The sequence below is a fragment of the Clostridium sp. AF02-29 genome (assembly GCF_934835585.1).
Lineage (GTDB): Bacteria > Bacillota > Clostridia > Lachnospirales > Lachnospiraceae > Otoolea > Otoolea fessa.
On record NZ_CAKVZK010000001.1, the window covers coordinates 101205 to 120460 of the forward strand.

The 19256-nt window shown below is 50.7% G+C and carries 17 protein-coding genes; 13 read left to right on the forward strand and 4 right to left on the reverse strand.

The window, feature by feature from the left end:
- Window positions 1-4: 4 nt before the first annotated feature.
- From PUQ60_RS00405 to PUQ60_RS00445, 9 genes are all read left to right on the forward strand, one after another.
- Window positions 5-1381: a TolC family protein gene (locus PUQ60_RS00405; protein ID WP_273400758.1), complete on the forward strand. Its 1377-nt coding sequence runs from the start codon at window positions 5-7 to the stop codon at window positions 1379-1381.
- Window positions 1382-1797: 416 nt separating this feature from the next.
- Window positions 1798-2940, forward strand: coding sequence for a nicotinate-nucleotide--dimethylbenzimidazole phosphoribosyltransferase (cobT, locus tag PUQ60_RS00410; RefSeq protein WP_273380863.1), 1143 nt, complete (start codon window positions 1798-1800; stop codon window positions 2938-2940).
- A gap of 87 nt (window positions 2941-3027) precedes the next feature.
- Window positions 3028-3669 carry a bifunctional adenosylcobinamide kinase/adenosylcobinamide-phosphate guanylyltransferase gene (locus tag PUQ60_RS00415; RefSeq protein ID WP_273380861.1) on the forward strand — a complete coding sequence of 214 codons (642 nt, stop codon included), beginning with the start codon at window positions 3028-3030 and terminating at the stop codon, window positions 3667-3669.
- 71 nt (window positions 3670-3740) lie between these two features.
- Window positions 3741-4526, forward strand: a complete 786-nt coding sequence (locus PUQ60_RS00420; protein WP_270706567.1) for an adenosylcobinamide-GDP ribazoletransferase — start codon at window positions 3741-3743, stop codon at window positions 4524-4526.
- 15 nt (window positions 4527-4541) lie between these two features.
- Complete coding sequence (locus PUQ60_RS00425; RefSeq protein ID WP_273380859.1) at window positions 4542-5000, forward strand: bifunctional adenosylcobinamide kinase/adenosylcobinamide-phosphate guanylyltransferase; 459 nt, start codon at window positions 4542-4544, stop codon at window positions 4998-5000.
- Window positions 5001-5023: 23 nt separating this feature from the next.
- Complete coding sequence (gene cbiB, locus PUQ60_RS00430) at window positions 5024-6040, forward strand: adenosylcobinamide-phosphate synthase CbiB (protein ID WP_273380857.1); 1017 nt, start codon at window positions 5024-5026, stop codon at window positions 6038-6040.
- A gap of 156 nt (window positions 6041-6196) precedes the next feature.
- Entirely contained in the window at window positions 6197-7384 is a 1188-nt protein-coding gene (locus PUQ60_RS00435; protein WP_273380855.1) for an aminotransferase class I/II-fold pyridoxal phosphate-dependent enzyme, read from the forward strand.
- 148 nt (window positions 7385-7532) lie between these two features.
- Window positions 7533-9146 (forward strand): cobyric acid synthase, encoded by a 1614-nt coding sequence (locus PUQ60_RS00440; RefSeq protein ID WP_118637232.1) that lies wholly within the window; start codon window positions 7533-7535, stop codon window positions 9144-9146.
- Window positions 9147-9162: 16 nt separating this feature from the next.
- Window positions 9163-9798 (forward strand): precorrin-8X methylmutase, encoded by a 636-nt coding sequence (locus PUQ60_RS00445; protein ID WP_273380867.1) that lies wholly within the window; start codon window positions 9163-9165, stop codon window positions 9796-9798.
- 82 nt (window positions 9799-9880) lie between these two features.
- On the opposite strand, the gene PUQ60_RS00450 is transcribed toward PUQ60_RS00445, so the two are convergent.
- Window positions 9881-10132 (reverse strand): hypothetical protein, encoded by a 252-nt coding sequence (locus PUQ60_RS00450; RefSeq protein WP_022359551.1) that lies wholly within the window; start codon window positions 10130-10132, stop codon window positions 9881-9883.
- Between the two features lie 216 nt (window positions 10133-10348).
- Between PUQ60_RS00450 and PUQ60_RS00455 the strand changes: the two genes are divergently transcribed.
- Complete coding sequence (locus PUQ60_RS00455; RefSeq protein WP_273380853.1) at window positions 10349-11515, forward strand: alanyl-tRNA editing protein; 1167 nt, start codon at window positions 10349-10351, stop codon at window positions 11513-11515.
- 202 nt (window positions 11516-11717) lie between these two features.
- Here the strand turns inward: PUQ60_RS00455 and PUQ60_RS00460 are convergent, their stop codons facing one another.
- Window positions 11718-11954: a hypothetical protein gene (locus tag PUQ60_RS00460; RefSeq protein WP_022359553.1), complete on the reverse strand. Its 237-nt coding sequence runs from the start codon at window positions 11952-11954 to the stop codon at window positions 11718-11720.
- A 185-nt stretch (window positions 11955-12139) separates the two neighbouring features.
- Entirely contained in the window at window positions 12140-12397 is a 258-nt protein-coding gene (locus PUQ60_RS00465) for a hypothetical protein (RefSeq protein WP_022359554.1), read from the reverse strand.
- Window positions 12398-12891: 494 nt separating this feature from the next.
- Between PUQ60_RS00465 and PUQ60_RS00470 the strand changes: the two genes are divergently transcribed.
- Together PUQ60_RS00470 and hemC are read left to right on the forward strand one after the other, a co-directional pair.
- Window positions 12892-13374, forward strand: a complete 483-nt coding sequence (locus tag PUQ60_RS00470) for a bifunctional precorrin-2 dehydrogenase/sirohydrochlorin ferrochelatase (protein ID WP_117795481.1) — start codon at window positions 12892-12894, stop codon at window positions 13372-13374.
- A 25-nt stretch (window positions 13375-13399) separates the two neighbouring features.
- Complete coding sequence (gene hemC, locus PUQ60_RS00475) at window positions 13400-15826, forward strand: hydroxymethylbilane synthase (RefSeq protein ID WP_273381273.1); 2427 nt, start codon at window positions 13400-13402, stop codon at window positions 15824-15826.
- Between the two features lie 108 nt (window positions 15827-15934).
- Here the strand turns inward: hemC and PUQ60_RS00480 are convergent, their stop codons facing one another.
- Entirely contained in the window at window positions 15935-16789 is an 855-nt protein-coding gene (locus PUQ60_RS00480; RefSeq protein ID WP_117795479.1) for a PHP domain-containing protein, read from the reverse strand.
- A 331-nt stretch (window positions 16790-17120) separates the two neighbouring features.
- Between PUQ60_RS00480 and PUQ60_RS00485 the strand changes: the two genes are divergently transcribed.
- Complete coding sequence (locus tag PUQ60_RS00485) at window positions 17121-18938, forward strand: VanW family protein (protein WP_273381275.1); 1818 nt, start codon at window positions 17121-17123, stop codon at window positions 18936-18938.
- The last annotated feature ends 318 nt before the right edge of the window (window positions 18939-19256 follow it).

Here is a 19256-nt window from a genome sequence, read left to right on the forward strand (position 1 = left end):
GCGGATGATGCGAAATCTGAAAGGAAAATGGATGAACGCGGAAGCTGGGACAGAGCAAAAGATGCGCAAGGGGCAAGAAAGAGACCGAAGCGGTGCAAGTGCTTTGGATGTGCATCCGGACGGTCATAATGTGAAACGAATCGGAAAAAGCAGATTGAGTCGTTCGATCGGAATTGCCCTGGCGGCTTGTATTCTTGTATCGAGCCCGGCGCAGGCGGCGAAAACGCCTTTGATTTCCGGCACAGAAAGTGATTCAGACAGCGAGGCAGATGGTCCGGCGCTGGAAGATGGCACCATAACAGAAAACAGCGCAGACAACACGATCGCCAGCCAGTCCGGCTCCTATACGGAGGAACAGCTAGCGGATTCTGTGATAGAGTACGGGGAACTGGAGGCGCTGGTGCGGCGCGGCAATGGAACGGCTGTCAGCGCCGATTACAGTTATCAGGACAGCCTTGCCGTCTACCAGGAAGCCTACGATGCGATGATTTCCGGTGCCCGGGATATGAACTATAAAGCAGATGAGCTCGAAGATGCGGGCGGAGATGAGGCACTGATCGGCACCTATGAGCGAAATGCACAAACGCTGTCGATGGCAGCGAAGCAGTATAAAAAGTCGCTCACTTCCTTAAATTCGGCGTCAAGCCGTGCGTCCAGAAACCGGACGGTCTGGCAGGTCGTAAAGACCGCACAGATCCAGTGGGGCACCTGCCGGCAGCTTCAGGACGAGGTGGGGGCGGCTGCCAAGACGGCAGAGAACTATCAGGCGCAGGTGGATCGCAAAGAGCGGGAACTGGCAGCGGGGCTTTGCACGGAGACAGATCTGCTGCAGGCTCAGAAAAACCTGCTAAGCGCTCAGACAGCATTACAATCCACGACCGATCAGGCAAATAAGGCGCTGCGCCAGCTTGCCATTTTACTTGGAAAGAGCGGAACTTCTATTACGCTGGGGGAAATTCCAGCCGTATCGGCAACGGAACTGGCTTCTATGAATCTGGATGCGGACCGCGCGGCAGCTGTCGTTGCAAGTTCCAGTGTCAAATCAGCCAGACGATCCTCCGCAACCGGAGATGCGGCGCGCAAGCTGCGCCACCAGCAGATCGAGGAAGCCGAGAGCGCCGCAAGCGCCTCAGCGGATGAGCAGTACGCTGAGATAGCGGCATTAAGCCTAGAACGCGACGCGGCGCAGGCAGCCTACCAGTCTGCCGAAAAAACATACGGCGCCACTCAGATTAAGTATCAGTCCGGTGCGATTAATAAAGCAACGTATTTACAGGGTGAGGCGTCTTATCTGCAGAAAAAAGCAGAACTAGAGACTGCCGAGATTTCCCTGCGGACGGCGTATGATGCGTATGAGTGGATGTTGAAAGGGGTTGCGTGAGAAGAGTGTGATTGCGCTTCCTGAGATTGTATAATTTTTTGTATGGATATGTGGAATAGAATTTTATAAGATGGGCTTGAAAAAACGGCACTGCCCGGATGGGTGGTGTCGTTTTGTTACTGTTCACAGGTAGGCACTTTTGAAACCGAAAGTGCCGTAAGAAAACGTGGTGGCAGCAGGAATTTGCCGTATTTAAATGCGAAGCCACGGCAAATTCCGTTACTGGGCACGTATGCGTGAACAGTAACGTCGTTTCTCGTGCTTTCGGTGTGAGAACAAATTTGTATTTGCGTATTGTTCCGGTCAATGGTACAATCATAGGCGGAATTTTGAACCGGTAAACGATAGACTGAAAGGGTACGCCCGTTCACGAACCCATGGAAAAGGGCGGAAACGAAAACGGGAGGAACATATAGATGCAGCAGGAGAATATGAAGACATTGGAATCCCTGGAAGATTTTCGGCATTTTTCGGAAAAAGAGCTGGAAATACGGTTTGACCAGCTTAAGAAACAGATTGTACCAGCGGACAAGACAATCCGGGAGCAGGCAGAAAAGCATTGGGGGCATGTGGCAAAACCGCTTGGCAGTCTGGGAGTTCTGGAGGAAGATATTGTGCGGGCGGCGGCAGCGCAGGGGGAGGAAGTGCCAGACTTCTCCAAGCGTGCGCTTTTAATTTTTTGCGCAGATAATGGGGTAGTCGAAGAAGGAGTATCACAGACCGGGCAGGAGGTTACGGCGGCAGTTGTTTCGAATATGACACGCGGGAGGAGCTGTTCCTGCCTGATGGCAGTAAAGGTAGAGACAGATGTGTTTCCGATCGATATGGGAATTGCCTGTGAGGTAGAACATCGGGGAGAACTTCATCCCCTAACGGAACGGAAAATCCGCCGTGGAACTTCCAATTTTACAAAAGCAGCAGCGATGACGCGCCAGGAGGTGTTGACAGCCATTTTGACGGGAATCGATGCAGTGCGTGTGCTGAAGGAGCAGGGGTACCGCTTGTCTGCAGTGGGTGAAATGGGGATCGGCAATACGACGACCAGCAGTGCGGTCGCATCGGTTCTGCTGCAAAAGGATCCAGAACTTGTCACTGGAGCTGGGGCGGGGTTAGATTCGGCTGGATTGAAACGGAAAACGGAGGCAATCCGGCGTGGAATCGGACTGCATCACCCGGATCCCATGGATGGCATGGAGGTATTGCAAAAGGTAGGCGGATTCGATCTGGCGGCGATGGCAGGTGCTTTTTTGGGCGGTGCCATCTATCATGTTCCGGTTGTGATTGACGGGGTTATCGCGGCAGCTGCGGCGGCAGCTGCTGGAAGAATTGCACCGGCAGCGACGGACTATATGCTGGCAGCCCATGTATCGGCGGAACCGGCGTCTATCTGGCTGCTTGATTTGATAGGAGTAACTCCGGCTATCCAGGCGGGACTTCGACTCGGAGAAGGTACAGGGGCGCTGGCGCTGTTTCCACTGCTGGATATGGCGCTGTCCATTTACCGGGATATGGATACGTTTGCGGAGATGGAAATAGAGGAATATAAGCCGCTGGTGTGATGAGATATACGGATTAAAACATTTTTTGCGTATGTTTTTAAAGCATGGAAACTGCTGCAATTCGGTGAAAAAGAGGATAAATGAACGATGTTATATATAGTTACAGGCGGCAGTGGCAGCGGTAAGTCCGAATATGCCGAACAGACTGCCGTGCAGTGCCGGAACAGGAACGGTGGGACACTCTGGTATCTGGCGACGATGCGGATTTGGGATGATGAAGGCAGAAAACGGGTGGAGCGCCATCGGCGGATGCGCGCGGCAAAAGGGTTTGAGACGATTGAGCGGTATACGGGGTTAGAAACATTAGAATTAGAGGAGAGATTCGAAGAGTCTAATTCGGCTGGTTTGGACGATGAACAGGAAAACGATAGTTTGAAGCGCTGGGAGTCCTGCCGAGTGGCACAAAAACCAGTGCTTCTCCTTGAATGTATGTCCAACCTTGTCCTCAATGAATTTTATGCTCAGGAAAATGGTGCGCAAGAGCGGATTCTGCAAGGAATAAAACACTTGCAAAACCAGTGCCATGACCTTATCATTGTAACGAATGAGATCTTTTCGGACGGTGTGACGTATGATCTGGAATCGGAGCGGTACATAGAGCTTCTGGGACGGATCAACCGGGAACTGGGACAGATGGCGGATTCGGTGACGGAAGTGGTGTATGGAATTCCGCTTGCGGTGTCAACACCTGTTTTTGCAGCCGATGAAAGGACAGAAGATGTAGGGTAGTCAGTGAGTGGAACAGAGCGGAATGCCTGCTAAAGTTATGGTTGCCAGAATAGAGTCAGGGGGATCGAAGATTGAATCTGATAGGAAGTTTTGTCATTGCATTTTCCATGTATTCACGCATTCCGATGCCGCGCATGGACTGGACGGAAGAGCGGATGCGCTATGCGCTTTGTTTTTTTCCGCTGATCGGGGCGGTGATCGGGGCGGTAGAGATAGCCACGTTTGCGCTCTGTGAAATTTTGGGTGCTGGAGTTCTGTTCCGGACCTGCCTGTTGACGGCGGTTCCACTATTGATTACTGGTGGAATCCATATGGACGGGTATCTCGATGTGACGGATGCGCGCCATTCCTACGGCGAGCGGGAAAAAAAGCTGGCGATTTTAAAAGATCCACATACGGGGGCGTTTGCGATCATCGGTCTGGGGCTGTACCTGCTTCTCTATGCGGGGGCAGTTTCTGAGCTTGTGGGAGCAGATGTGTGGCTGCTGCCGGGGGCGCTTATGCTGGAACGCGCCTGCAGCGGCTATTCGGTGGTGGCATTTCCAAAGGCGAAAAAGGACGGGCTTGCCGCTGAATTTTCCAGAAGTGCCGAGACAAAGGTTGTTCGCGTGAGTATGGCAGTTTTAACAGTGTTGGCGATCAGCTGGATGATTTACTGGGGACATCTGCGCGGCGCTCTGGCAGCCTTAACAGCACTTGCGACTTTCGTTTGCTATTATCGTTTTTCCATGCGGGAATTTGGCGGCATCAACGGCGATCTGGCAGGGCATTTTCTGCAGAGCTGCGAGCGGAATGTGGTGCTGGTGCTGGCGGCGATGCGGCTGGCAGGTACGTGCCTGCGGTTTTTGAATTTTTAAGCGAGGAAAAGCAGAATGATTTTTATAATTGGCGGCAGGGAACAAGGAAAGACAGCGTATGCGATGAAATTGTGGGAAAAACGTACTTTGGAACGGAGGAAAACAAAAGACTTATCCACCGTTCTGAATCGATCGAAAAATCCAGAAGCGTGTAGAGTTACGGCACGCATCGCGGATGGGAGATTAGAAATGGACGAACAGACGATCATGCAGGCGGATCTGATCACGCATTTTGAACTGTTTGTGAGGCGTGAGATGGAAGCCGGGCGCGATCCATACGTGTTTGCAGAACGCCTGATGCAGGAAAATCCGGATGCATTCGTGACGGCGGATGAAATCGGCTGCGGCATTGTGCCGATGGAAGCATTTGAGCGCGGTTATCGGGAGACAGACGGGCGCATTTGCCAGCGGATCGCCGCATATTCGGAGGAAGTGCACCGGGTTATCTGTGGTCTGGGAATGCGGATCAAATAAAAGAATAGTTGGGAGTAGACAAAATGACAGCAATCAGTAAAGTATTGACAGGAATGATAGAAGGCAGAATGGTCGGATATCACTTAGCTGCGATTCTGGCAGGTTATCTTCTGGATCTGTGCCTGGGTGATCCGCATTCGATGCCGCATCCAGTCCGGGCGATCGGAAATCTGATTGTGTGGCTGGAAAAATATTTGCGTCCAGCTGGAAAAAAGCATGCAACGGAACGGGGGGAACGCCGCGCGGGCGTTCTTTTTGTGTGTCTGGTGCTGCTTGTGACAGGCAGTGTGGCAGGCGCAATCCTCTGGATTTCCCGTCTGGGCGGCATCTTGATTCAGACAGTAGTCGAGGCGATCATGACTTACTATCTGCTGGCGGCGCGCTCCCTGCGGGATGAGAGCATGGCGGTCTGCCGGAAGCTGGAGGCGGGAGAGATCGAGGGGGCCCGCTATGCGGTGTCGATGATTGTCGGGCGCGATACGAAACCTCTTTCAGAGGCGGGGATCGCACGGGCGGCAGTTGAGACGGTAGCGGAAAATGCGTCGGATGGAGTGATTGCGCCTTTGTTTTATCTGGCGATCGGAGGTCCGCTTCTTGGCTGGCTGTACAAGGCAGTCAATACGATGGATTCGATGGTCGGATATAAAAATGACAGGTATCTGCATTTTGGACGCGCGGCAGCAAAACTGGACGACCTGGTAAACCTGATTCCGTCGCGTCTGGCAGCGCTTTTATTGATAGTCTCTGCATACCTTTTACGATATGACGGAAAGAATGCTTACCGTATCTGGCGGCGTGATCGCCGGAACCACAAAAGCCCCAATTCCGCGCAGACCGAGTCGGCATGCGCCGGCGCGCTGGGCTTGCGACTGGCGGGCGATGCCTGGTATTTCGGCAAGTTAGTTCCGAAGCCATATATCGGTGATGAGATACACCCGATTGAACCGCAGGACATCCGCCGTGTCAACCGCCTGATGTATGGAGCGGCGGGAATCATGGGACTTCTGGCACTGGTGATGCGGGCCGTGATTTTGTTTTGATAAGGGAATTTTAACAAAGAAGAATATAAAAAAGGCAAAACATCCAAATAATGAAACAATCAAACAGATAAAAATATCAAAAATAGAACGAACGAAGGAAAGAGTAACCAGATAAAGAATACACAAAAAAGAGGGAACAACAGGGAGGAAGCATCTATGCCATACACGCACGGCGGCGATATTTACGGTGATGCAGCCGTAGAGTTAGATTTTTCAGTCAATATAAATCGTCTTGGAATGCCGCAGGCTGTCCGTGATGCTGTGATGGCATCGGCGGCTGCTTGGGAACAATATCCGGATGCTTTATGCCGGAAGCTGCGGCGTGCAGCGGCTGCTTTTTATGAGGCAGACGGCACGCCGATTCCGGAGGACTGGCTCGTGTTTGGAAACGGTGCTTCGGATATTCTATATGCAGTTGTCTCAGCGATTCGGCCCCAACAGGCGATTTTGCTGGCACCTGGATTTTCGGAGTATGAGCAGGCGCTTCGGATGTGCGGCTGCGAGATCCGGTGGCTTCATTTAAAGGAAGAAAATGGATTTTCCCTGGAGAGTACGAGGGAAGAATTGTATGCCATGCTTTGCGATGGCTCCGGGGATGCATCGAAGATAGATTCGGTCCCAACTTTATCCTCTAAACATGAAAACGTCTGGGAAAAAATTTTGATTCTCGGAAATCCCAATAACCCGACAGGGCGCGCCATTTCAGCCACCGAGCTGGAAAGGTTGGCGGAGGTCTGCCGGGAAACACATACCTGGCTTATGCTGGACGAGTGTTTTCAGTGGTTTTTGGATACACGGAGAGAAGGTTCGTTTGTTGGAAATTTGTTAAATGGTGTTGGAGATCACGTTATTCTCTTAAATGCCTTGACCAAAATCTGCTCAATGGCAGGCCTTCGCCTGGGCTATGGCATCATCCCCAATGCCGGACTCCGGGAACGCCTCGAGAAGTTCCGCCAGCCGTGGAGTGTCTCGGCTCCGGCACAGGCGGGCGGGGTGGCGGCATTTGCGGTACTGGCGGATCATTCAGAAGGAAATCTGCTGGAATGGACGGTTAAATCTTTGCAGACGGAACGTCCGCGGCTGGCGGAAAAACTGGAAGAACTGGGATTTATCGTTTATCCGTCCCAGACAAATTATCTGTTGTTCCGTTCGCCGGATGAGGATTCGCGCGATTACAAACAGGGTTGTTTAGAGCATGGAATTTTGATTCGCGCCTGTGAGAATTTTGAAGGGCTGAACCGTCATTATTACCGGGTGGCGGTGCGGAACCGGGGAGAAAATGAAAGGTTGATACATATTTTGAAAGAGGTACAATCTGAAGATAAACACAATGTGAATTTGTAATATAAAACGAACCCATAAAATAGCCTCTGTCATTTGAAAGGACAAATGGCAGAATAATAGTTTTGGTTAAGCACAAAATAGCTTCGAATTAAATAGCTTTGAGCAACCATTATTTGGTAAGACACTCAAAAATAAGGAGGATTTCACCGTGGCAAAAGCAATCATGATACAGGGAACGATGTCCAATGCGGGAAAAAGCCTGCTGGCGGCGGGACTCTGCCGGATTTTTAAGCAGGACGGCTACCGCGTGGCGCCGTTTAAATCGCAGAATATGGCGCTGAACTCCTATATTACCAGCGAGGGATTGGAAATGGGACGTGCACAGGTAGTGCAGGCGCAGGCGGCGGGCTGTGAGCCATCGGTGGACATGAATCCGATTCTCTTAAAGCCATCCAGCGATGTCGGTTCTCAGGTGATCGTGCGCGGTGTCCCGATCGGCACAATGCCCGCGAAGGAATATTTCAAGTATAAAAAGCAGCTAATCCCGGAAATCAAGAAAGCGTTTCAGCACTTGTCCGAACAGTACGATATCATCGTGATCGAGGGCGCCGGCAGCCCGGCGGAGATCAACTTAAAATCGGATGATATCGTGAACATGGGAATGGCGCGCATGGCGGGTGCGCCGGTGCTGCTTGCCGGGGACATCGACCGGGGCGGCGTGTTTGCACAGCTCTATGGAACGGTAGCGCTTCTGGAACCGGATGAACAGGCGATGGTAAAGGGGCTCATCATCAACAAATTCCGCGGCGATAAGACGATCCTGGATCCAGGTGTTGAGATGATCGAGAAATTATGCAAGATTCCGGTGGTCGGCGTTGTTCCGTACATGGATGTGGATATCGAGGACGAGGATAGCTTAAGCAGCCGCCTTTCATCCACAGGGCGGAATAATACCCTTAAACAGGAAAACGAGTCATCTGAAAAACATGTAGAGGCATGGATCGACATTGCAGCCATCCGCTTTCCGCGTTTATCCAATTTCACTGACCTGAACGTCTTTGACCCGATCCCCGGCGTTTCGGTGCGTTATGTGAGCCGCCTGTCTGAGCTGGGACGACCGGATCTGATTGTTCTTCCGGGAACGAAGAATACGATCGAGGATCTGCTCTGGATGCGGCAGAATGGTCTGGAAGCGGCAGTTTTAAAGAAAGCAGCCGGAGGAACGCCGATCTGGGGCATCTGCGGCGGCTATCAGATGATGGGACAGACGCTGTCAGATCAGGAAGGAACCGAGGCGGGTGTGCCTGGGCGTACGATCTCCGGTATGGGACTTCTGCCGTTACAGACACAGTTTCAGGAAGAAAAGACCAGGACGCAGGTCAAGGGATGTTTCGGGACGGTCAGCGGTATCTTTTCCGGGCTTTCGGGGATGGAGGCGGAAGGATATGAAATACATATGGGAGAGACATCATCTGTCGGCGGTGATATTGTTAAGAACGTGATCAAGGAGCAGGAAAAAGCCGTAAATCATAGTTTATTGAAACTCAGGGAAGAACAGGCGGGAAACCACACTGAAAAACAGGATGGCTGCTGCCGGGACAACCTCTACGGCACTTACGTCCACGGCATTTTTGACAAGGCAGAGGTGGCGGAGACGATTGTCTGTGCGCTGATGAAAGAAAAAGGAATGGAGCCGGAAGTCGGCGGATTGTCGTTTGATTATGAGAAATACCGGGAAGAGCAGTACAACCGGCTGGCAGACACGATGCGGAAGTACTTGGATATGGAAGCAATTTACCGGATTCTGGAAAAGGGAGTGTAGATAGATGGATGAAAAAATGAAAGAACTCAGTCAGGTATTGCCGTCGGAGATTGAGGCGAGAAGTTTTGAGATTATCACCGAGGAGCTGGGGGAACGGACATTTCCGGAGAAAGAAGCACCAATTGTGAAACGCGTGATTCACACGACAGCCGACTTTGAGTACGCAGATTCGCTTGTATTTTCACCGGGCGCAGTCGATAAGGCGTTGGAAGCTCTGAAAAATGGGGCGTGCATCGTGACTGATACGAATATGGGAAAATCCGGCATCAACAAGCGCGCGCTTGCGTCGCTGGGCGGTGAGGTCTACTGTTTTATGGCGGACGAGGATGTCGCGAAGAAAGCGGCAGCGTTCGGGACCACCCGTGCGGTTGCCAGCATGGACAAGGCGGCAGAAATGGGAAAAGACTGTATTTTTGCAGTTGGGAATGCACCGACCGCGCTGGTGCGTCTGTACGAGTTGATTCAGGAGGAAAAAATCCACCCGAAACTCATCATCGGCGTGCCGGTCGGCTTTGTCAATGTCGTGCCGTCCAAGGAATTGATTATATCCCTGCCGGACACTCCTTATATTGTGGCAAGAGGCAGAAAGGGCGGCAGCAATGTAGCCGCCGCGATCTGCAATGCATTGATTTATCAGTTGACGCGCAAATAAGATGTGATGGTGTTAAATCTGCGGTATTAAAATGTACATGGATGCATTCTCAAAAGATATGCTGGATATGGGCGGATGTTTATCAGCAGCCAAAGCCACCGCCGCCACAGCAGCAGCACAGAAGCAGGATCCAGATCAGGCAGTCGCAGTTGTTGCCGCCGCATCCGTGATCAAAGCATCCGCCGCCACATCCGCCGCAGCACAGCAGAATCAGAATCAGGAAGAGACAGTTGTTGTTGCCGAAACCGCCGCATCCACAGCCACAATTACAGCCGCAGCTTCCTCCGTTGTTATCACATCCGCAACCGCAGTTGGTAGCCGCTAAATCACTCATGGTTATGTCCTCCGAGATTTTCTATACACTTCATCATATGAGGGGCAGCTTGCCACAGTTTCCATAAATCAGGAAAATTAGGACGGAAATATTTTACTATAAATTTTTTGTTGAAATAATCGAGATAACCGAGATAACCGGGCGGATCGACATGGATGTTTATCCATAACGATTTGTCACAGAACATTGTACAACGAAATGAAAAGAGGAATGAAAATGGAACCGTTATATTATCAGACACCGTATGTAAAAGAATTTGATGCCATCGTCACCGCCTGCCGTCCGGCAAAGCACGGATTTGAGGTGGAACTTTCCCAGACCGGATTTTACCCGGAGGGCGGCGGACAGCCGTCGGATACCGGACGGATCGGGGAAGTGCACGTGACACATGTGGAGGAGAAACATGGCGTGGTTGTTCATGAGACGGACGCGCCGCTGGAGGTGGGAAACACCGTTCACGCGGCCATCGACTGGGAACAGCGTTTTTCCAACATGCAGCAACATACGGGAGAACATATCATATCGGGGCTGATTCATGCCGCATACGGATATGATAATGTCGGATTTCATATGGGACACGATGAAGTGACGGTCGATCTGAATGGTCCGCTTAACTGGGAACAGTTAAAGGAAATCGAGAAGAAGGCAAATGCGGTTGTCTGGGCGAATCTTCCGGTACAGGTGACATATCCGGATGAGGAGGAATTGAAAACGATCGATTACCGCAGCAAGAAAGAGCTGACCGGTCAGGTCCGCATCGTAGAGATTCCGGGGGCGGATATCTGTGCCTGCTGTGGCACACACGTGGATTACACGGGAGAGATCGGCGTGATCAAAGTGCTTTCCCTGATGAATTACAAGGGCGGCGTGCGTTTCTCCGTGCTCTGTGGTGACCGTGCGCTGGAGAATTTTGAGGCGAAGACGGAGCAGATGCAGACGATCTCTAACCTGCTTTCTGCAAAACCGGAGAAGGCGGCGGAGGCGGTCAGCCATCTGAAAGAGGAGAGCGGGCGCAAGGACGGTGAGATCAACCGCCTCTGGCAGCGCATTCTCACCATGCAGGCAGACGTCTATCCGCAGGGTCAGAATGCGCTGGCTGTATTTGAGCAGGGCATGACGCCAGTTCTGGTGCGTCAGTTTGCAAATCTGCTAGTGGAACAGGAAAAAGGAGAGACCGTGCTGGTGTGCTCTGGCGATGACGCGTCAGGTTATAACTACACAGCCGGAAGCCTCGGCCGTGATATGCGTGCATTCGGAAAAGAATTAAACGCCCGTCTGCAGGGACGCGGCGGCGGGAGCACCCAGATGGTGCAGGGAACATTCCGGGCGTCGCGGGAAGAAATTGAAAAAGTCTTTCAAGAGCTGGCGCGGATAGAAGCGTAGCTGTTTAGAAGGTTTGCGTGTTTATTGCGTGAAGTATGAGAAACGGTTTGACTTAGATTCATAAAACGGAAAAAAGCTTTCTGTGCAGCAGAGCCAATCTGCCATGCAGCCAGAAAGCTTTTTTATACAGTTTCTATCGCATCATTCAAACATTTTTTTATACAACGGCAACGTACATACCGTGTACACCTCAGAAGAGAGCTTACTCTCCCTGATACATAAATTTAATCAGTCGGTCTAAGTCCTCTTTCTCATAAGCGACCAGCTCCAGCTCTTTGATATAGCCATTGGAAAAAATATTTGCCATCGACAGATACTGGGACAGCTTGGATTTCAGGTTGATGCGGTCGCCCTCCGGGGAAACCAGCTCGACGGTTCCTTTGCAGGAATCAATTACTTTAAAAAATGTGTTTACATCGGAAATATTCTGGATTTTCATATTTAGCCCTCCTTCATGGATTGGCACACAACCCTGTGTGCAGTTTATAATTTCGTCAATCTTTTAACAATGATAATTATAACAGACCTCTATAAAGGGCGCAATGCTCACATTTTCCAAAAAAATCCTTAAAAAAATATCCCTGTATGTCAAAAATACAGGGATGTCCAAGAAAAGATTGTCTATTAATTGTCAAAATCAATATGAAACGTGTCGTTATTTGCGGTAATATGAACATAGGAGAGATTGAAGGACTCATCCAGAATGTCTACCTTGTATTCAAATACGACGCCATTGTCTTTTTTGGAGAGAAACAGATAGGTTCCATTTTCTTTTTCCTCCATCTGATCGCAGATGTCGTTGTAGATATCCTCGCCGTTTACCTCGCCCGGATAGCCGGAAGCTTTGATCTTGTCTTCGATTGCTTTGTAAAATTCTTCCATCGTTGTAACTCCTTTATTGGTATTAGTCAATCTTTTTATACTCATTGTATTGAATTTAAATGTGTTATAAGTATACAAAATCTGCACCGTTCTGGCAAGATAAAACAAGGATTACTTTTTACGTATACGGGTATTAATAAAAGAGGGTTACTGTACACGCATACGTGTCCAGTAACGGAATTTGCCGTGGCTTCGCATTTCAATACGGCAAATTCCTGCTGCCACCACGTTTTCTTACGGCACTTTCGGTTCCAAAAGTGCCTACCCGTGAACAGAAACAAAAGAGGTTCTAAAATGAAAAATAGATCTGCCTCACGCTTGATTTATAAAATGCGACACTTTATAATAATACAGAAACGCAGTCTGGAAGAGATGAAATCAATTCCGGCAGTATAGAAACAAACGAAGTAACTGTTCAGTAGGTCTGCGGATTTATTGCGCGTGACTGTGAAGGCACTGAACAGTTACCAAACGAAAATAGTGGGAGAAGAGAAATGTCCTATTTTCCGATTTTTATAGATATGACAGATCGGCAGGTACTGGTTGTGGGAGCTGGAAGTGTGGCATCGAGGCGGGTCGGCGTGCTGGAAAAATTTGGCGCAGCGATCACGGTGATTGCACCGAACACTTCGGAAGAGATACGGAAGCTGGCGGATTCACGGAAAATCCGTCTGATTGAACAAACCTATGAGGAAGTTCGTGATACGATCTGGCAGGAAAAAAACTTTTTTATGGCGCTGGCAGCGACCGGGCAGACGGGGACGGACGCACGGATCAAGGAGGATGCGTCGAGCCATTCCGTCTGGTTTAATATGGCTTCCGATAAAAGTCAGTCAGAGTTTTATTTCCCGGCGATCGCCCAGGGCAGAGAACTGACAGCCGGATTGATTTCTGGCGGAGCGGATCCGGGATTGACGCATCGTGTGGCAAAAGAAGTACGCCGCGTGCTGGCGGAGGCAGAGGTAGAAGATACTTAATATATTTTATAGAGGAGATTAAAAATTGACAGATAAAAATAGGATCCGCGTAGGCAGCCGCGACAGTGCGCTGGCAGTTGTTCAGTCAAAGATGGCGATCGCAGCGATGCAGAATGTCTGTCCGGAGACAGGATTTGAATTGATCACGATGAAAACGACGGGAGACAAGGTACTTGACCGTCCACTCGATGCGGTTGGCGGCAGGGGATTGTTTGTAAAAGAGCTGGATCAGGCGCTTTATGAAGGGCGGTGCGAGCTGACAGTTCATTCCTTAAAAGATATGCCGCTCTGTCCGCCGGAGGAGCTGCCGGTGCTGGCGCTTTTAGAACGCGAAGATTGCCGCGATGTGCTGGTTCTGCGTGAAGGCTTATCCGAGCTTCCGGCACACCCGGTAATCGGAACTTCCAGCCGCCGCCGCGTCCTACAGGGGCAGAGATTATTCCCGGATGCAGAATTTAAGGGGATCCGAGGCAACCTGAACACGCGTTTGCGAAAGCTCGATTCTGGCGAATATGATGCGCTGATTCTGGCAGCGGCGGGGCTGATTCGTCTGGGATTTGCAGATCGCATCAGCCGTTATTTTTCTGTGGAGGAAATGATCCCGTCAGCAGGACAGGGCATTCTGGCAATCCAGGGACGGCGTGACCGGGAGATCCCTTTTGTGAAAATGGTTCACTCTGAGGAGTCTGCGGTTTTAACCAGGGCAGAACAGGGCTTTGTCGCCACGCTTGGGGGCGGATGTTCGTCGCCGACGGCAGCTTCGGCGGTGCTTGAAAATGGAAAAATCAAGCTGAGAGGTCTTTATTATAAGGAAGAAACGGGAGAAGTCCGTATTGGTTCCATTGAGGGGGAGGCAGAGAAAGCAGCGGAGCTTGGAAGAAAATTGGCGGAACAGTTATCGGGAAAGCCTGCAATGTCTCCGTTGGGGAAAGTCTACCTTATCGGCTCGGGTCCTGGCGATGCAGGGCTTTTTACCCTGCGCGGCAGAGAACTTCTGGAGCAGGCGGATGCCGTCGTCTACGACGCTTTGGCAGGCGACGCGGTACTGGGCTGGATTCCGGAGCACACGCGGAAAATTGACGTTGGTAAACGGAGTGGACGCCATTCGAAGAAGCAGGAAGAAATCTTAGAAATTTTATTAGAGGAAGCGAAAAAGGGCGGAACGATCGTGCGCCTCAAGGGCGGGGATCCGTTCGTCTTTGGACGCGGCGGCGAAGAAGCTGAATTTTTAAAGAAACATCAGATCCCGTTTGAGGTGGTTCCAGGTATCAGCTCCAGCCTGGCAGTTCCGGCATATTTTGGCATCCCGGTGACGCACCGAGGATTGGCGGGATCGTTTCATGTGATTACCGGACATCGTATGGAGGGCATGCCGGCTCTGGATTTTGAGGCACTTGCTCGGGTCGGCGGCACCTTAATTTTTCTGATGAGTGTTGCGAATGCGCCGAGGATCTGTGAGGGGCTTCTGAATGCGGGAATGAAACCGGAGACGCCGGCGGCATTTCTGATGAACGGAACCCTTGCGTCCCAGAGAATGATCCGCGCAACCCTGCAGACACTTCCGGAAGAGGGTGTGCGTCAGGGCGTCAAGGCGCCTGCCATCCTTGTGATCGGGGAGGTCTGTGCGCTTGCTGATACATGTGCATGGAGAGAAGAAAAGCCGTTGGTAGGAAAACGGATCGTGATTACCCGCCCGAAGGAGCGCAGCCAGAAGCTGGCGGAACATCTGCGCGATGCCGGAGCGGAGGTGCTGGAATTTCCGACGATTGAGTTAAAACCGGTCTGGAAAAAATCAGAAAAAGCGGATGCTGGCACAGCGGATAAAGAAAAACTGTATGAACTGGTTCGGAATCTGGAATCGTATCACTGGCTGGTGCTCACAAGTCCGGCAGGGGCACAATATTTCTTTGAGCTTTTGAACCAGATGCAGAAAGATTTCAGGAGCCTTTCCCATCTGCGTTTTGCTGTGATCGGCGAGGGAACCGCGTCCGTCTGCCGGGAACACGGTATTTACCCAGATTATATTCCGGAGCGCTTTTATGCGGCAGATCTCGGAAAAGGGTTGGCAAAACAGGTGAAGCAGAACGAACGCGTATGTATCCTGCGCGCCAGACATGGTTCGCCGGAACTGACGCAGGCATTTGAAGCTGCCGGAATATCCTATATGGATGTGACACTTTACGATACGATCACGCCGGAGGAATCGCCGCTTGCAGAGCGCATCCGTGAACTCCTAAAAGAGGGCGCGATCGATGCGGCCACGTTTACGAGCGGATCGACGGTACAGGGATTCCTGGATATTTTACAGCCGGATAAGGAGACATTGAACGGATTTACAGCCGTCTGTATCGGAGAAAAGACAGAAAAAACCGCCAGCGCGGCGGGAATGAAGGCTGTACTGGCGGAGTCCGTCTCGGAAGAAGGGATTGAGCAGGCGCTCTATCATATGTAAACATATAAACAGACGTCTGTTCAGCAGGTTCATGAAGAAGTTTTTATATAGATTGTAAATGCCTGAACATACGGAACCGATAGAAGCGTGAGCGGGTAAATCAGCATTTTAGCTGTTTTTCTGCTGTAACCGGGCTTTTATGTTGTCCAGCAACAGTGCAGAAACCCGCAGACCGCCGTAGCCGCTTCCAAGATGAATATCTGGTTTGTTGGCACCGTGAAAATCGGAACCGCCGGTGGAGACCAGACCGAGACGGGAAGCTATTTCACGTAAATGAAGACTGTCGGATTGAGAGTGTGAGGAATAATAAACCTCGATGCCCATCATTCCGGCTTCTTTTAAATAGGAGAGAAGCTGCTCGGTCTTTTTCCAGCCAAGTTTATACTGGAGAGGATGTGCGAGCGCTGGTAAACCGCCAGCTACACGGATCAGGCGGATCGCTTCCTCCGGCTCAATCATCTGCTTCGGGCGGTAATATTTTTTGCCGTCCCCGAGGTATTTATCAAATGCCTGGCTGACCGAAGTGACACAGCCTTTTTCAAGCAGTGCGCGTGCAAAATGGGCACGGGTGATGACAGTGTGTTCATTTCCGTGAATTAAATCTTCATATTTAATGGGAAATCCATCTGCCTGAAATAAAGCGAGAAGCTCTTCATTGCGCCGGTTGCGGATCTCGCGGACCTGCCGCAGTGCAGATAAAAGTTCCGGGCAGTGCGGGTTCAGATAGAGCCCCAGAATATGGATTTCTTTTCCTTCATAAGGACTGGAAAATTCGGCACCGGGAATGACAGTCAGGGAGGTGTTCTCGGCTGCCTGCATGGCTTCCGCAACGCCGTCAACTGTATCATGATCCGTCAGCGCATAGGCGGTCAGACCGCATTGAAGCGCCAGCTTTGTCACTTCGGTGGGCGTGAGTGTGCCGTCCGAAGCAGTAGAATGAACGTGTAAATCAATTAACTGCATAGATGCAGACCTCCTTCTGCTGTAAGACTACCCGCATTAGATGGAAAAGTCAAGTATGCGGCAGATACCCGCTGCAGTTTGCCAGTGTGTAAACGGGAACAAAAATGATTGTTTACATCAGATATATTTGAAAGAAGAAGCGTTATACAAAAAACAGAGCGGCTGTGGAAATATGTACCAGGAAACGGTTGTGGGGATCAAAAAAATTTATAAGTTAATTTAAGAATTATGTTATTTTCTTTTCCTGGAATTGTGCTATACTGTAGCAGGGATATTTTCAAATAAACACATATAATAAAATTTCATGGAAAAGACGGACAGGTGATGGAAAATGAGTGAGTACAACAGAAATTCTTCAGGAGGAAGGAATTTTGAACATAGAGGATTGGAGGGCGGAACGCTGAGTTCGTACAGCCGTGCCGGACATAGCAGTTCCGGGCATCGTTCGTCGTCCGGAACATCCAGCCATACAAAAAGTACAGCTGCGCACACAAGCACGGGACGCCGGGATACTGCGATGAACCGGGCGGCAGCCGGTCGGAGTGGGCATACTTCCGGGCGTTATAAAAAGAAGAGAAGAAACCGTCTGGATATTACACAGATCCTTTTGATCGTGATCGGTGTCCTGGCGGTTATCCTGATAGCGGCGATTGCCTCCCGCGGGTGCGGTGGGGGCAGCGCGGCAGGCGGGGCGACTGAATCGGATGCCGTACAGGAGAGTACCGTGGCAGATGGAGCGGTGACCGTCAACGGCGTCAATATTTACGGAATGACGCAGGAGGAGGCGCGCAAGGCGATCCTTGATTCATTTGACTGGAAGATGAAGGCCAAATACGAAGACAAAGAGACCGACGTCACCAATCTGATGGCGGATAAAGTTGATCAGCTTCTCGAGGAGATCTATGCAAGTGATCTGAAACCGGGTGAGACATATGAAGTCAACACGGAAAATATGATCGAGGATGCCAAGGCAGAGGCAGCACTGATTGCCGGAAACTGGAACATGGCAGCCAAAAGCGGCGGTATCTCCGGTTACAATAAGGAAACGGGCAAGTTTGAGTTCAGCGAGGGCACCAAGGGACTTGTCATCGATCAGGATAAGCTGGCACAGGCGATGGTCGATGCGATTGACAAGAAAGAGTTTGATGCCGTCCTGACCGCAGAGACGAAGGAAGTCGCAGCGGATTCGTCGGTACAGGATAAGTACAAGACAATGTCCACCTACACAACCACGACGACCTCCAACAGCAACCGAAACGAGAATATCCGTCTGGCGGTCGCAGCGTTAAACGGAACGATTGTCAAACCAGGACAGGAATTTTCTTTTAACAATACGACCGGTGCGAGAACCGAAGAAAAAGGCTACAAGCCGGCAACCGCATACTTAAATGGCGAGGTTGTCCAGGAGCCAGGCGGCGGCGTCTGCCAGGTATCTTCGACCTTATACAACGCGGTTGTATTTGCGGGGCTTAAGAGTACGGAGCGCCACGCACACAGCTACGAGCCGTCCTACGTTACACCGGGCGAGGATGCGGCAGTCAGCTACGGCGGACCGGACTTCAAGTTCGTCAACAACTCGGAATATCCGCTGGCTATCAAGGCAAGCTTCAGCGCATCTGATCGAAAACTGTCGATCGCACTGTATGGAGTTCCGATTCTGAAAGAGGGTGTCAAGATCCGTATGTCTTCTGAGAAGACAGGCGAGATTGATCCGCCGTCTGCGGTTTATACCGAGGATGGTTCCCTGCAGCCGAATCAGGAAGTGCAGACAAAGGCAGCGACTCCGGGCAGCCGCTGGTCCACGGATCTGGTTATCTATGAGAATGATAAAGAAGTGAGTCGTGAATTTTTTCACAATAGCAGCTACCGTGGAAAGGCAGCGCAGATCAAACGTAACAGTTCCGCTACTGTAGCGACCAACGCAACGGAGGCAACGGCGGCAGCAGAGAGCACTGCGGCTGAGACAAATGCAGCTAATGAGAGCACAGTGGCACATGAGACAACCACAGCGGCATCGTCCAGCTCTGGCGGCGAGACAAAAGCTCCGACCACGACAGCGGCGGAATCCAACGAAGGACCACAGGAGACAACTCCAGAGCCAGAGGAAACGAACCCGGTTGTGGAAGCAAATGGACCTGGAAGCAATTAAAACCAAGGCAAAACGAAAGTGAAATATAGAAAGTGCTGTAAGATGGATTGCAAAAATGAATGATAAAAGGGCATTCAAGCGGCATTTGAATGAAAAGCACCGCTGGATGGAGAGTCTTTCTTCATCTGGCGGCGCTTTTTTTCATATTTTGTGGTTTTATCGACTATCTGAAAAAACAGTAGACAGCTTTTTTGTAATTGTTCGAAAAATAATACCGGATATAAATCAAAATTATTTGCATTTTGACGAGAATTTGTTATAATATTATCAGGTAAATTTCCAGGACAATCTATTTGGGGAGATTTATTACTGAATACA

Bases quoted from the DNA above. Each gene is read 5' to 3' on its own strand.
- PUQ60_RS00405 (WP_273400758.1), top strand. From the start codon at position 5: ATGATGCGAAATCTGAAAGGAAAATGGATGAACGCGGAAGCTGGGACA.
- cobT (WP_273380863.1), top strand. From the start codon at position 1,798: ATGCAGCAGGAGAATATGAAGACATTGGAATCCCTGGAAGATTTTCGG.
- PUQ60_RS00415 (WP_273380861.1), top strand. From the start codon at position 3,028: ATGTTATATATAGTTACAGGCGGCAGTGGCAGCGGTAAGTCCGAATAT.
- PUQ60_RS00425 (WP_273380859.1), top strand. From the start codon at position 4,542: ATGATTTTTATAATTGGCGGCAGGGAACAAGGAAAGACAGCGTATGCG.
- cbiB (WP_273380857.1), top strand. From the start codon at position 5,024: ATGACAGCAATCAGTAAAGTATTGACAGGAATGATAGAAGGCAGAATG.
- PUQ60_RS00435 (WP_273380855.1), top strand. From the start codon at position 6,197: ATGCCATACACGCACGGCGGCGATATTTACGGTGATGCAGCCGTAGAG.
- PUQ60_RS00445 (WP_273380867.1), top strand. From the start codon at position 9,163: ATGAAAGAACTCAGTCAGGTATTGCCGTCGGAGATTGAGGCGAGAAGT.
- PUQ60_RS00450 (WP_022359551.1), bottom strand. From the start codon at position 10,132: ATGAGTGATTTAGCGGCTACCAACTGCGGTTGCGGATGTGATAACAAC.
- PUQ60_RS00455 (WP_273380853.1), top strand. From the start codon at position 10,349: ATGGAACCGTTATATTATCAGACACCGTATGTAAAAGAATTTGATGCC.
- PUQ60_RS00460 (WP_022359553.1), bottom strand. From the start codon at position 11,954: ATGAAAATCCAGAATATTTCCGATGTAAACACATTTTTTAAAGTAATT.
- PUQ60_RS00465 (WP_022359554.1), bottom strand. From the start codon at position 12,397: ATGGAAGAATTTTACAAAGCAATCGAAGACAAGATCAAAGCTTCCGGC.
- PUQ60_RS00470 (WP_117795481.1), top strand. From the start codon at position 12,892: ATGTCCTATTTTCCGATTTTTATAGATATGACAGATCGGCAGGTACTG.
- PUQ60_RS00480 (WP_117795479.1), bottom strand. From the start codon at position 16,789: ATGCAGTTAATTGATTTACACGTTCATTCTACTGCTTCGGACGGCACA.
- PUQ60_RS00485 (WP_273381275.1), top strand. From the start codon at position 17,121: ATGAGTGAGTACAACAGAAATTCTTCAGGAGGAAGGAATTTTGAACAT.